Raw genomic sequence first — 12,592 nt, forward strand, 5'->3', positions numbered from 1 at the left:
TCAAATGAAAGACGAAGGCGGTGCGTGGGCCAGCGGCGGTAGGCCGGGGGCGAAAACGTGGTGTCGCACTTGCATGTCGCGCCAGCCACGGCAAACAGGCAGATGACGCCCCTGTAGAGCGGTAAACACCGCCAAAACAAAAGCCAAACAAACCGATGCAGTGCGGGCATCGTCTTGCGACGCGTCAGCCGCTTCCACCGTTTGGCGCGTGTGCGACGCGGTCACGCCCAAGGCCGCCGACTCTTCCTCGCTGCTGGAGGTGGCGTGGGAGCCCCACGAACTGAAAGGGGTGTCGGTGTGTGAAGCGGCATGGCTGATGCCATCCACATGAAAACCCGTCAAACGAGAGTTGCCGTAATGGGCGTGCAAAAACGGCCCCAACGCCAACAAGGCCATGAGGGCCAAGGTCAGGGTTACGCTGACAATTTTTAAAAACCACGTTTGTTTTGACACACCTCAATTCTAAGTCTGCGCATGACAAAACGATGAAGTAGCATGACCCGAAGCTTGGCTGACCTCATGAATTCAATTCCTCTTCCCGCTCTCATCAGTCTGTGCGTGGCCTTTGGCATCGGGTTGTTGATCGGTGCCGAACGCGAGCGTCGCAAAGGCACCGGACCCAACCGCCGCGCAGCAGGCATACGCACCTTCACCATCAGCAGCGTATTAGGCGCTGTGGCCATGCTGCTCGGTGACACCACCTTGCTATGGATGACCACGGCATTCATTGGCAGCTTGATGCTGGTGGCGTACCTCAGAACCCACACCGACGACCCCGGCGTGACCACAGAAATCACGCTGGTGATGTGTTGCGTCTTGGGCGGCTTGGCTGTGCCCGAACCCGCGATGGCCGCAGGCACTGGGGCCGCCATCGCCTTGCTGCTGGCGAACAAACATCAGTTGCATCGCTGGGTGGACAGTTGGTTGAGCGAGCGCGAACTACACGATGTATTGGTCTTTTCGGCCGTCGCGTTGATTGCCCTGCCCTTGGCCCCCAACCAGTTCATGGGGCCGTTTGACGCCCTCAACCCACACGCTTTGACCATGTTGGTGGTGTTGATCATGGCCGTGCATGGCTTGGGTTATGTGGCCTTGCGTGCGCTGGGGCCTGCACGCGGTTTGCCTTTGGCGGGCTTTGTGGGGGGATTCATTTCCAGCACAGCCACGATCCATGCGATGGGCTTGCGAACCCGTGAACACACCGCATCCATGCACACCGCAGTGACGGGCGCCGCGCTTTCCAATGTGGCGACCGTCATTCAATTGGCCGTGTGGATCGCCTTGATCGCGCCGCAAGTCATGCATCGCTTGGCTTGGCCCTTGGCACTGAGCGCGGCCAGCACGGTGGCTTATGGCTTGGCGTTTTATGCGCTGTCTCAAGTGAACGAAGGCCATGGGGATGGGCAAATCCAGCAGGGCAACGCATTTAATTTGAAATCAGCCGTGGGATTCACGTGTTTGCTGACGGGCATTTTGCTGGTGTCAGCCGCTTTGCATGCGTGGTTGGGATCGGATGCGTTGTGGCCCACGGCAGCGGTGACGGGCTTGGCCGATGCACACGCTGGGGCACTCACGGCCTTGTCGCTGGTCGCCAGCCACAAAATCACGGCAGAGCAAGCCGTTTGGCCGGTGCTGATTGGCCTGTCGACCAACGCCGTGTCTAAGGCGTTGGTGGCTTTTCAAAGTGGGGGGTGGCACTACGCGGCACGCGTGGTGCCAAGTTTGCTGTGCTTGGTGGGCGCAGCTTGGTTCGGTGCCTGGCTGACTTAAATCAGGCTTTGGCAGCCCGAAAACCCGAGTAAAGACGCGATGCAGGACGGCTGCGTTGCTCCGCATCTTGCGCCAATTGCGCACGAATACGGTCAAAAGTGGCCTTGATGCCCGACTTTTCGGATGAAATTGACTTGAAACGACGCTCCACCGCAACATCGGGGGGATCAATCCGAAACACTGACTTGTCCATTGTGGCTCCTCAGAACTTAGTCAGCAAACAACGCCCCACCTCGCAATTTGGTGGACAGTTAACTTGAAAAAAATTGATGTTTTTTTCAAACGTCCCCTTGATCAGCGCTCAAAAACGACGTAAGTCCTTGATTCATAACGAAAGCTCGACTTGCTGCAAAGCAGGCGGCCAGAGACTTCTATAATTTTTGTACTAACTTTGCGATCGACAGTCTTGTCCAAACTTCTTTATTCCCTTTTCAACCGCACAAAAAGCCCGTCTTTCCCATGGATTTGGCTGCTGCTGGCCGCGCACATCTTGGTCTGGGTGCTGGCCCATGGCATCAGCGACACCAACCTCGACGGCTACGCGGACATGCTGGAAAACTTTGCATGGGGCCAAACCTTTGAATGGGGCAGCGCCAAACACCTCCCGCTCTTTGCATGGGTGACTGGGGCTTGGTTCACTGTGTTTCCCAATGTGGATGCGGCGTATCACCTGCTGTCTTACGCCAACGCGGCGCTGGGCTTGCTGGGGGTTTACCGCGTGGCCCAGTCGATTGGGCGAGACGATTTGGCGCTGCCTGCCGTGTTGCTGCTGTGCATGGCGTTCCCTTACAGCACCTTGGCCGTCAAGTTCAACGCCAACGCCATCTTGCTGAGCCTGTGGCCTTGGGTGGCTGTTGCTTGGGTCAAAAGTATTCAACTAGAGGGGCGCAACGGCTGGACTTGGTCGATAGGCTTGGGCGTGTTGAGTGCTTTGGCGATGTTGGGCAAGTACTACAGCGGCGTGTTTTTGTTGGGCATCTTTTTGACCGCCTTGGTCAATGCCGACAGCCGACGCTGGTTTTTGACCCCCAAACCTTGGCTGGCTTTGGCCATGTTTACCTTGTGCCTGCTGCCGCACTACCGCTGGCTGGCGGCGCACGACTTTGTCACGCTGCATTACGTCAGTGAGCAAGGCGGCGAAGGCGGCACCAGCTGGGCCATGGTGGCGAAGTTTGCCATTGCCCCTGCCGCTTTTTGGTTGGTGCCTTGGTTGCTTTGCACATGGTTTGTCGCCCCTGGCCAACCCACGTTGGCACAGCGTGCCCTGACATGGCCCACGCGCATGTGGCGCAGTTGGTGCGCGCAAAGCTGGGATGACAGTTTGTTTTGGTTTGCCATGCTGCCTTGGGCGATCACGCTGGTGTTTGGCATGACGGGCTTTGTGGAGCTGTCTTTGCCTTGGGCCATCCCGATTGGCTATGGCTTTTCTTTGCTATGGCTGCGCAACTTGAGCGTGGATGACACCGACTTGAACGTGGTGGCCTCACGCCTGCGTCTGAGCGTGGCAATTTGGCTGCTGTTGGTTCTGGCCATCAGCCCTTGGTATGCCTGGCACCAAGCACAGCAAGGCACCGAAAACCACTACCTGCCCCGCCGTGAGGCCGCACAGGAAGTGCTCAAAGGCTGGCAAGCGCGTCATCCGGACCAGCCCCTCAAGTGGGTGGGCGGCCAGTGGGCTGAAAACGCCTTGGTGGCGTTTTATGGCGACCACAAATTGCGTGTGATTCCTGGCGTACCCGATCAATTTCCAGCCACCGTCAGTCCTTTGAAGGGTTGGCAACAACAAGCGGGCGTGCTGCTGTGTCCTTTGGGGCCCATCGACCACACCGAAGAAAACAACCTTTGCGCGGAACAAATGGCCTCATGGCTCTTCAAGCAAGGTCAGCCGCAAGACCCCATTGAGTTCAAAGTACGCAGCGAAGGCCTGCGCTTTCCTTTGAACAAGCCCTTTGGCTATTTGGTGTTTGACTACGTGCCCGCCAAGGCCAACAAATAAGACACACAACAAAAAGCCACCCGAAGGTGGCTCTTCAAACAAAACGCGGCGAGAAGGGGCTCAATGCACCACAGCGATTTGATCGCGCTTGCCGCCTTTGAAGGTGTAGAGCGTCAAAGCGCCATTTTTGATGTCGCCTTTGGCATCAAATGAGATGGTGCCCGTCACCCCTTTGTAGCCCGTGGTCTTGGCCAACTCAGGCAAATATTGCGTCGGATTGGTGGACTTGGCGCGCTGCATCGCATCCACCATCACGTAGACGGCATCGTACACATAGGGCGCATAGAGTTTCACGTCTTCGTTGAAGCGTTTTTTGAACTTCATGTTGAAGTCGTCCATACCCTTTTTGAGGGCGCCATCCACGCCACCCGCTTCGGCGCACACGACTTGACCGTCGGCCATGGCGTCACCCGCCAACTTGATCATCTCGGTGGTGCAAATGCCATCACCGCCCATGAATTTGGCATTCAAACCCAGTGACTTCATTTGCTTGACCATGGGGCCACCCACAGCATCCATGCCCCCAAAGAAGATGATGTCTGGCTTCTTGCCCTTGAAGGTGGTCAAGATAGACATGAAATCCGTGGCTTTGTCGGTGGTGAACTCGTGGCCCACCAAATTGCCGCCCGCCGCTTTGACCGCTTTTTCAAACTCCTCGGCCACACCTTGGCCGTAGGCTGTGCGGTCATCAATCACGGCGATGGCTTTGCCTTTGAGTTCTTTCACGGCATAGCGGCCCAAAGTGCCGCCCAAATGCACGTCATCAGCCACCACGCGGAACGCTGTTTTGTAGCCTTGGCGTGTGTATTTGGGGTTGGTGGAGGACGGTGAAATTTGGGGAATGCCTGCGTCGCTGTAAATGCGCGAAGCTGGAATGGTGGTGCCCGAGTTGAGGTGACCAATCACACCGCTGACCTTGGCGTCTACCAACTTTTGGGCCACGGCCGTGCCTTGCTTGGGATCGGCCGCATCGTCTTCGGCCTGCAGCTCAAACTTGATCTTCTTGCCACCAATGCTCAGGCCCTTGGCGTTGATTTCTTCAACCGCCAAACGTGCGCCGTTTTCGTTGTCTTTGCCCAAGTGCGCAATGGCACCGCTGATCGGCCCCACATGGCCGATTTTGACAATTTGCTCTTGTGCCGAAGCCACGCTACTCAAAGCGGCCAACGTGGCAATGACAGTCAATTTGAATGAGGTTTTCATTGGAAACTTCCTTGGTTGAGATGGCGTAAAAACAAAAAAGAGAACACAAAACAAAGACGCAAAATTCAGGCCTAAGTTTCTTTCAGCTTTAAATCATGGCGGATGATGGAATACCCCCGATCGGTGTAATGCTTCCAGCGCGAACGGGCCAATTGGCGGTCGTGGTCGTCCAAGCTGACCACCTCAATGGCGCGCTCAAAACGCTCAAAACCAGCCGCCACATCGGCGCCCAAGTTCAACAGCACTTGGTGATGCGGCAAATCAGGGCCGCCGTCAATCTGCGGGGCCAGCACGATGGGCGAGGCCATGCGCTGCTCAATGGGGCTGTCTGCACGGCAATGGGGCAAAAACTCAAGCGCTGAAAATGTCCACAACTGTGTGTCCAGCGCCTGCAAACTGGCCGCACTGCCCGTCACCACCACTTTGGCGCCGCTGCTCACGGCTTTGCGCAACAAGCGACAGGCGTAAGCCAGCTTGTCGGGCGCGTTGAAATGAAAGGCGATTTCAGTCATTGACGCGATCAGGCAGCCAACAAATACTGCAGCAACAAGCCCACGGGCCGGCCGGTCGCACCTTTAGCCGCGCCACTCTTCCAGGCCGAGCCCGCAATGTCCAAATGCGCCCAAGGGTAGTCTTTGGCAAAGCGTTGCAAGAATTTGGCAGCCGTGATGGCCCCACCCTCGCGCCCGCCCACGTTGGCCACATCGGCAAAGTTGGACTTGAGGCCTTCGGCATAGTCGTCGTCCAAGGGCAAGCGCCAGCAGGGGTCGAGCGCAGCGTCGCCAGCCGCCGACAGAGCCTGGGCCAATTCGTCCGAGGGCGAGAACAAACCGCTGCGCACATGGCCCAGCGAAATCACGCAAGCGCCCGTCAACGTGGCGATGTCAATCACGGCACGGGGTTTGAAGCGGGTGGCGTAGGTCAAGGCGTCGCACAAAATCAAGCGACCTTCGGCGTCGGTGTTGAGCACTTCGATGGTCTGACCGCTCATGCTGGTCACCACATCGCCGGGCTTCAAGGCCAAGCCATCGGGCATGTTTTCGCAGGTTGGAATCAGGCCCACCACGTTGATGTTGGGCTGCAACAAGCCCAAGGCCTCGAAGGTGCCCAACACGCTGGCTGCGCCGCACATGTCGAACTTCATCTCGTCCATGCCCGCGCCGGGTTTGAGTGAAATACCCCCCGTGTCAAAGGTGATGCCCTTGCCCACCAACACCGTGGGGGCCACAGCTTTGGCCGCACCGTTGTAATGCAGCACGATGAAGCGCATGGGCTCACGCGAGCCACGCGCCACCGCAGCGAAAGAGCCCATGCCCAACGCTTCGATCTCTTTGGGGCCCAACACCTTGCAGCTCATGCGCTTGTGCTTGGCCAAACCTTGCGCCACCTTACCCAACTGGGTGGGCGTGGCGTGGTTCGCGGGTCGGTTGCCCCACTCTTTGGCCAAGGCCACACCCGCCACTTGGGCGCAGGCTTGCTCAAACGCGGGCTTAGCCGCTTTGGTGAGTGCCGCCGTGGGCAAGGCCAAGACCACACGTTTCAAGACCGCGGCTTTGGCCGAGGGCTTGGTGGCGGTGTAGGTGTAACTGGCGTCGGCCACGGCTTGTGCAGCGGCTTGCAGACATTGGGCGTTGGCATCGGGCAAGCACACGGTGACCTGCTTGGGCGCAGCGGCTTTCAAAGCCCCCATCGCCGCCGTGACGGCTTGGCGCACGCGGGCCGCTTGGCCATCGCCCGTGGACACCAGCACCACACGGGTGGCCTGCATGCCTTGGGGGTGCCACAAAGTGAGAAATTTGGCGGGCGTTGCGTCGATATCGCCGCTTTTGCGCGCATCGGCCACCCATTTCGCCAGTGCCCCTGCAGGCAACTTGGCGTCTGCGGAAAGCAGGACAATCAGTGCATCGGTTTTGTGGCCCGCAGCGGCTGCCGCGTCCAGTGTCTTGAGCTCAAAGTTCATAATTGCGTCTTTCTTCTGCTCTGATGTTATTCCATTCCTCCATTCGCAAAGAGCTGTCTCGCAGCTTCGGCGCCACGCTCGTTGTCTTGGTCACCATCGTGATGACCATGATGCTGATTCGCACCTTGGGCCAAGCCTCACAGGGCAGCGTCAATCCGTCTGAAGTGAGTCTGGTGCTGGGCTTCACCATGCTGGGGCATTTGCCCACCGTGCTGACCATGAGCTTGTTCATCGCCTCCGTCGGCACCTTGTCGCGCATGTATTTAGACAGCGAGATGGTGATTTGGCTGGTCAGCGGTCGCGGCCTGCGGTCTTTCCTCAAACCGATGCTGCGCTTTGCGTGGCCCATGTTGTTGGGGGTGGCGGTGTTGGTGTTGCTGGTGTGGCCGTGGTCTAACCAACAAATCAGTGACCTCAAAGAGCGGTTCGAGCGACGCGGCGATTTAGAGCGCGTCTCGCCTGGCCAGTTCCAAGAATCAGCCAATGGCTTGCGGGTGTTTTTCATCGACAAAGACAGCGTCGAAAACAAGCAAGGCAAAAACGTGTTTATTTCGTCCATCGACCACGGCAAGCAAGCCATGACCTCGTCCAAAGGCGGCGAAATCACCTTGCTGGACGAGGAGCGTTTCTTGATCTTGAACCTCGGTCAGCGCGTGGAGCAAACACTGGGCGAGTCGGATCTGAGAATCAGCGAGTTCAGCACCTACGGCGTGCGCATTGGCAAAGACGTGAAAGCCGCGGCTACCACGCCCGCCAAAGCCACCCACACCCTGCAGCTCATACAAAACCCCACCTTGATCAACCAAGGCGAGTTGGCGTGGCGTGTGGGCTTGGCGCTGGCTGCGGTGAACTTCATGGTCATCGCGCTGGCCATCACCAGCGCCAACCCCCGCGTGGGGCGCGGCGGCAACTTGGCGTTGGCGCTGTTCATCTTTGTGGTTTATTACAACTTCATCAACCTCGGCCAAAGCTGGATCTCAGCGGGCAAGATGCCCTTGCTGCCGTTCTTGCTGGTCTTGCACGGCGGCGTGTTCGCAGCAGCGATGTTGTGGCTGACGGTGCGCCACAACAACTGGACATGGCGCCAACTGCTGGGCACACCCAAGCGCCAGGAGGCCACCGCATGAAAACCTTGCGCCGCCTCATTTATGGCGAAGTGCTGATCGCGGTGGGCTTTGTGGCCCTCAGCTTCTTGGCCCTGTTTTTCTTCTTCGACTTTGTGGACGAACTGCAAGCCGTGGGCAAGAACAACGGCCAATACCAGCTCAAACACGCCCTCACCTTCGTGCTGCTGTTGGTGCCCAGTCATTTGTATGAACTGCTGCCCATCTCGGTTTTGATTGGCACCATTTTTGTGATGGCGCGCTTGGCGCAAAGCTCCGAGTTCACCATTTTGCGCACCAGCGGCCTTGGCCCCACCATGGCCCTGCGCAATCTGATGTGGCTGGGCTTGGCCTTTGTGGTGCTGACCTTTGCTGTGGGCGACTACCTATCGCCCCTGTGCGACCGCTACGGGCAATTGCTCAAGTCGCGCTACATGGGGCAAATCACGGTAGGCCAAACCGGCGCATGGCTGCGCGAACGACAGCCCGACCGAAGCTACGCGGTCAACGTGACCACGCTCACCCCTGAAGGCAACCCCAGCGGCATTCGTATTTTTGAATTCAACGCAGAAGGCCAATGGGTGGCACTGACCAAAGCTGAAGTGGGTCTGATCGCCAACGACAACGCGTGGGAATTGCGCAAAGTCGAGCGCGATGAACTGCTGCGCGACAAAGCCGACAGCCCCCTGAACCGCAGCTACCGCGACAGCTGGAACTGGCCCACCGGCATCACCTCCGAAATGGTGTCGGTCGCGCTGCTCAAACCCGATCGCATGGGCACCATTGACCTGTTTCAATACATTCGCCACCTGAGCGCCAACGGTCAAAGCACACAGCGCTTTGAAATTGAATTCTGGAAAAAAGTGTTCTACCCCTTGAGCTGTTTGGTCATGGTGGTGCTCGCCTTGCCCTTTGCTTATTTGCACTTTCGCAGCGGCAACATTGCCAGCCATGTGTTTGGTGGCGTGTTGGCCGGCATCAGTTTTTTCTTGCTCAACAACGTGTTCAGTTACGTGGGCAACATCAATAGTTGGGCGCCGTGGTTTGCTGCTGCAGCGCCTGGCTTGCTTTACTCCATGGCATCGCTGGCGGCCTTTGGCTGGTTGGTGTTGCGTCAATAAGGTTCGTCATGCACGCCATCATTTTGTTTGCCCACGGTTCGCGTGATCCGCTCTGGCACAAACCCATCCAAGCCGTGGCCCAGCGCATTGAACAACGCGTGGCCCAGCAAGGTGCGAGCACCGTGGTGCGCTGCGCTTACTTAGAGTTGACCGTCCCCGATCTGCCCACAGTGGCAGATCAACTCGTGGCCGAAGGCGCCACCAGTTTGGATGTGGTGCCCATGTTTTTAGGCGTGGGCCGACACGCCCGCGAAGACTTGCCCGCACTCATGCAAGCGCTGCGCGTGGCCCACCCCTCGGTTGACATCAGCTGCCAACCCGCCGTTGGCGAACGCGAGGCACTGCTGGACTTGTTGGCCGACATCGCGCTGGGACACGTTGAATGAACCTGCACCAATTCCGTTTCGTCCAAGAAGCCGTCCGACGCAACCTCAATTTGACCGAGGTGGCCAAGGCCCTGCACACCTCGCAGCCTGGCGTGTCCAAAGCCATCATTGAGTTGGAAGAAGAGCTCGGCATCGAGGTCTTCTCGCGCCACGGCAAACGCCTCAAGCGCGTGACCGAACCCGGCCAACATGTGCTGCGCAGCATCGAAGTCATCTTGCGCGAAGTGGGCAACTTGAAGCGCATCGGCGAGCAATTCAGCGCGCAAGACAGCGGCACCTTGTCCATCGCCACCACCCACACACAAGCGCGCTATGTGCTGCCCGTGCCGGTGTCTCGGCTGCGCGAGGCCTACCCCAAAGTCAACATCAGCCTGCACCAAGGCGCCCCCGGCCAAGTGGCCCAAATGGTGATGGACGAAGTGGCTGAAATTGGCATTGCCACCGAATCGCTGGCTGATTACCCCGAACTTGTCACCCTGCCCTGCTACGAGTGGGAGCACATGCTGGTCATCCCCAAGTCGCACCCGCTGGCCGCCAAGGTCCGCATCACGCTGGAAGATTTGGCTGCCGAACCCATCATCACTTACCACCCGTCGTTCACAGGCCGCACCCGCATCGACAAAGCCTTTGCCGCCAAACAACTCACGCCGCGCATTGCGCTCGAAGCCATCGACTCCGACGTGATCAAGACCTACGTGCGACTGGGTTTGGGCGTGGGCATCGTGGCTGAAATGGCCGTCAAAGAAAGCTTGGACGACGACTTGGTGGCCCGCCCCGGCGCGCAATTGTTTGGTAAAAACGTGGCCCGCGTGGCCTTCAAGCGCAACGCCTACATTCGCAACTTTGTGTACGACTTCGCCGCCCTGCTGAGCGACCGCCTCGACCGCAACCTCATCCTCAAGGCCCTCGAAGGCCATGCCAACGACTACGACATGTAAACCGCCATGACCACACCGCAACTCGACACCAAATTCCCCAAAATCGGCACCACCATCTTCACCGTGATGTCGGCGCTCGCCACCGAAAAAAATGCCGTCAACCTCGGCCAAGGCTTCCCCGACTTTGACTGCGACCCCAAGTTGGTCGCCTGCGTCAACGACGCCATGACCCACGGCTTGAACCAATACCCGCCCATGACCGGCGTGGCCGTGCTGCGCGAAGCCGTGGCCGACAAGATCGAGTCGCTGTACCAACACCGCTACGACCCGACCACCGAAATCACCATCACCGCAGGCGCCACCCAAGCCATCCTCAGCATCATTTTGGCCATCGTGCGCGCGGGCGACGAAGTGATTGTGTTGGAGCCCTGCTACGACAGCTACATCCCCAACATCGACATGGCCGGCGGCGTGGCCGTGCGTGTGCCGCTCACCCCCGGCACCTTCCGCCCCGACTTTGACAAGATCGCGGCAGCCATCACACCCAAAACCCGCGCCATCATCGTCAACAGCCCCCACAACCCCAGCGCCATGGTCTGGACCCGCGAAGAAATGCTGCAGCTGCAAGAGCTGTTGGCGCCCACCAACATCGTGCTCATCAGCGATGAGGTGTACGAGCACATGGTCTACGCCCCCATGCAGCACCTCAGTGCCTCCAGCTTCCCCGGCTTGGCCGACCGCGCTTTCATCGTCTCCAGCTTTGGCAAAACTTTCCACGTGACGGGTTGGAAAATCGGCTACGTGGCCGCGCCTGCGGCCTACAGCGCCGAGTTTCGCAAGGTGCACCAATTCAACGTGTTCACCGTCAACACGCCGGTGCAATACGGCTTGGCCAACTACCTCAAAGACCCGCAGCCCTACTTGCAACTGCCCGCGTTTTACAGCGCCAAACGCGACTTGTTCCGCGCCGGTTTGGCCAACACCAAGTTTGAGCTGTTGCCCGGCCAAGGCAGCTACTTTCAATGCGTGCGCATCGACAAACTGGCCGTGCCCGAGAAAGACCTGAGCGAAGCCGATTTCTGCAAATGGCTGACCACCGAAATTGGCGTGGCCGCCATTCCGCTCTCCGCGTTTTATGCCGATGGCTTTGACCAACGCGTGGTGCGTTTTTGCTTTGCCAAAAAAGACGAAACGCTCAAACTGGCCTTGGGCCGCTTGGCGCGTTTGTGACCTTGCTGCCAAGACGCCAACTCCTGAGCCTGCTCTTGGGCTCTGCCGTGCTGCCCATTTCGTGTGCTGCACAGCCTAGCCATCGTGGCCACTTGGTCATCATTGGCGGCGCAGAAGATCGCCAGCAAGACCGCGTCATCTTGAAGCGGTTTCTCAGCCTCAGCGGCGGTGCAAACGCACGGATCAAATTCATCACCGCAGCGAGCGGTTTTCCAGATGCGACATGGGCCAGCTACCAAGCCGTGTTCGCAGACTTGGGGGCCACCGATTGCGAGCGGGTGCCCTTGCTCACCCGTGACGATGCCTCCAAGCCCGACGTGGTGCGACAACTCGCCGAGGCCGATGGCATCTTCATGACGGGGGGCGACCAAAACCGCTTGATGGAATGCCTGTGGGAGTCGCCCGCTGCACAAGCCATGCACCGCGCATTTCACATCAGCGGCGCTTGCATTGCAGGCACCAGCGCGGGCGCCGCCGTGATGTCGCGCCAAATGCTGGCCCAAGGCACCGCCACGCCCAACCCAGAAAAAGACGTGGTGCAAATGGACATCGGCTTGGGCTTTGTGGCCAATGCCATCATTGACCAGCATTTTTCACAACGCCAACGCTTGAGCCGTTTGCTGTCGGCCTTGGCACAACGACCCGATCTGTTAGGCGTGGGCATTGACGAAGACACCGCGTTGGTGATCGAGCGCGGCTTGTCCATCGAAGTGGTCGGTCGCGGCGCCGTCACCGTGGTCGACCCGCGCAAAATGCGCAGCAACTTCGACCTCGTCGAGCCTGAAGACAAACTCGAAATGCTGGGCTTGCAATTGCACTTGCTGCCTGCCGGTCACCGCTACGTCGTACCAACCAACCTTAAAAATAACAAAAAGCAGCCCCTCGCTTTGTGGGAAGCGCTCTATCTATTGGCCCAAACAGGGCCCATGCGAGATTAAAAAAACA

Annotated in this window: 13 protein-coding genes; 8 read left to right on the forward strand and 5 right to left on the reverse strand. The window is 58.6% G+C overall.

Going from position 1 to position 12,592, the window contains the following annotated elements:
* Positions 1–453 carry a hypothetical protein gene (locus C5F52_RS09980; protein WP_146100064.1) on the reverse strand — a complete coding sequence of 151 codons (453 nt, stop codon included), beginning with the start codon at positions 451–453 and terminating at the stop codon, positions 1–3.
* Positions 454–519: 66 nt separating this feature from the next.
* Here C5F52_RS09980 and C5F52_RS09985 point away from each other — a divergent pair, with 66 nt between their 5' ends.
* On the forward strand, positions 520–1,770 hold the full coding sequence (locus C5F52_RS09985) for a DUF4010 domain-containing protein (RefSeq protein ID WP_161499679.1): 1,251 nt from the start codon (positions 520–522) through the stop codon (positions 1,768–1,770).
* A gap of 1 nt (position 1,771) precedes the next feature.
* Here the strand turns inward: C5F52_RS09985 and C5F52_RS09990 are convergent, their stop codons facing one another.
* Complete coding sequence (locus C5F52_RS09990) at positions 1,772–1,963, reverse strand: hypothetical protein (protein ID WP_104798223.1); 192 nt, start codon at positions 1,961–1,963, stop codon at positions 1,772–1,774.
* Between the two features lie 213 nt (positions 1,964–2,176).
* On the opposite strand from C5F52_RS09990, the gene C5F52_RS09995 reads away from it, so the two are divergent.
* Positions 2,177–3,766, forward strand: a complete 1,590-nt coding sequence (locus C5F52_RS09995) for a glycosyltransferase family 39 protein (RefSeq protein ID WP_104798224.1) — start codon at positions 2,177–2,179, stop codon at positions 3,764–3,766.
* A gap of 60 nt (positions 3,767–3,826) precedes the next feature.
* Here the strand turns inward: C5F52_RS09995 and C5F52_RS10000 are convergent, their stop codons facing one another.
* From C5F52_RS10000 to C5F52_RS10010, 3 genes are all read right to left on the reverse strand, one after another.
* Complete coding sequence (locus C5F52_RS10000) at positions 3,827–4,969, reverse strand: branched-chain amino acid ABC transporter substrate-binding protein (protein ID WP_104798225.1); 1,143 nt, start codon at positions 4,967–4,969, stop codon at positions 3,827–3,829.
* Between the two features lie 71 nt (positions 4,970–5,040).
* Entirely contained in the window at positions 5,041–5,481 is a 441-nt protein-coding gene (locus C5F52_RS10005) for a DNA polymerase III subunit chi (RefSeq protein ID WP_104798226.1), read from the reverse strand.
* An 8-nt stretch (positions 5,482–5,489) separates the two neighbouring features.
* Positions 5,490–6,929: a leucyl aminopeptidase gene (locus tag C5F52_RS10010; protein ID WP_104798227.1), complete on the reverse strand. Its 1,440-nt coding sequence runs from the start codon at positions 6,927–6,929 to the stop codon at positions 5,490–5,492.
* Between the two features lie 23 nt (positions 6,930–6,952).
* Between C5F52_RS10010 and lptF the strand changes: the two genes are divergently transcribed.
* From lptF to C5F52_RS10040, 6 genes are read left to right on the forward strand one after another with little or no spacing between them, the layout of a single operon-like run.
* Complete coding sequence (gene lptF, locus C5F52_RS10015; protein WP_104798228.1) at positions 6,953–8,056, forward strand: LPS export ABC transporter permease LptF; 1,104 nt, start codon at positions 6,953–6,955, stop codon at positions 8,054–8,056.
* On the forward strand, positions 8,053–9,153 hold the full coding sequence (gene lptG / locus C5F52_RS10020) for an LPS export ABC transporter permease LptG (protein ID WP_104798229.1): 1,101 nt from the start codon (positions 8,053–8,055) through the stop codon (positions 9,151–9,153). The genes lptF and lptG overlap by 4 nt, the downstream gene beginning before the upstream one ends.
* 8 nt (positions 9,154–9,161) lie before the next feature.
* Positions 9,162–9,539 (forward strand): sirohydrochlorin chelatase, encoded by a 378-nt coding sequence (locus tag C5F52_RS10025; RefSeq protein ID WP_104798230.1) that lies wholly within the window; start codon positions 9,162–9,164, stop codon positions 9,537–9,539.
* Positions 9,536–10,477, forward strand: coding sequence for a CysB family HTH-type transcriptional regulator (locus C5F52_RS10030; RefSeq protein ID WP_104798231.1), 942 nt, complete (start codon positions 9,536–9,538; stop codon positions 10,475–10,477). Before C5F52_RS10025 ends, C5F52_RS10030 begins: the two co-directional genes overlap by 4 nt.
* 6 nt (positions 10,478–10,483) lie before the next feature.
* Positions 10,484–11,647 (forward strand): pyridoxal phosphate-dependent aminotransferase, encoded by a 1,164-nt coding sequence (locus tag C5F52_RS10035; protein ID WP_104798232.1) that lies wholly within the window; start codon positions 10,484–10,486, stop codon positions 11,645–11,647.
* The gene (locus tag C5F52_RS10040) at positions 11,644–12,585 is read left to right on the forward strand and encodes a cyanophycinase (protein ID WP_161499680.1); all 942 of its coding nucleotides are present in this window, start codon (positions 11,644–11,646) and stop codon (positions 12,583–12,585) included. The genes C5F52_RS10035 and C5F52_RS10040 overlap by 4 nt, the downstream gene beginning before the upstream one ends.
* Positions 12,586–12,592 lie beyond the last annotated feature (7 nt).

This window comes from Limnohabitans sp. TS-CS-82, from assembly GCF_002943475.1.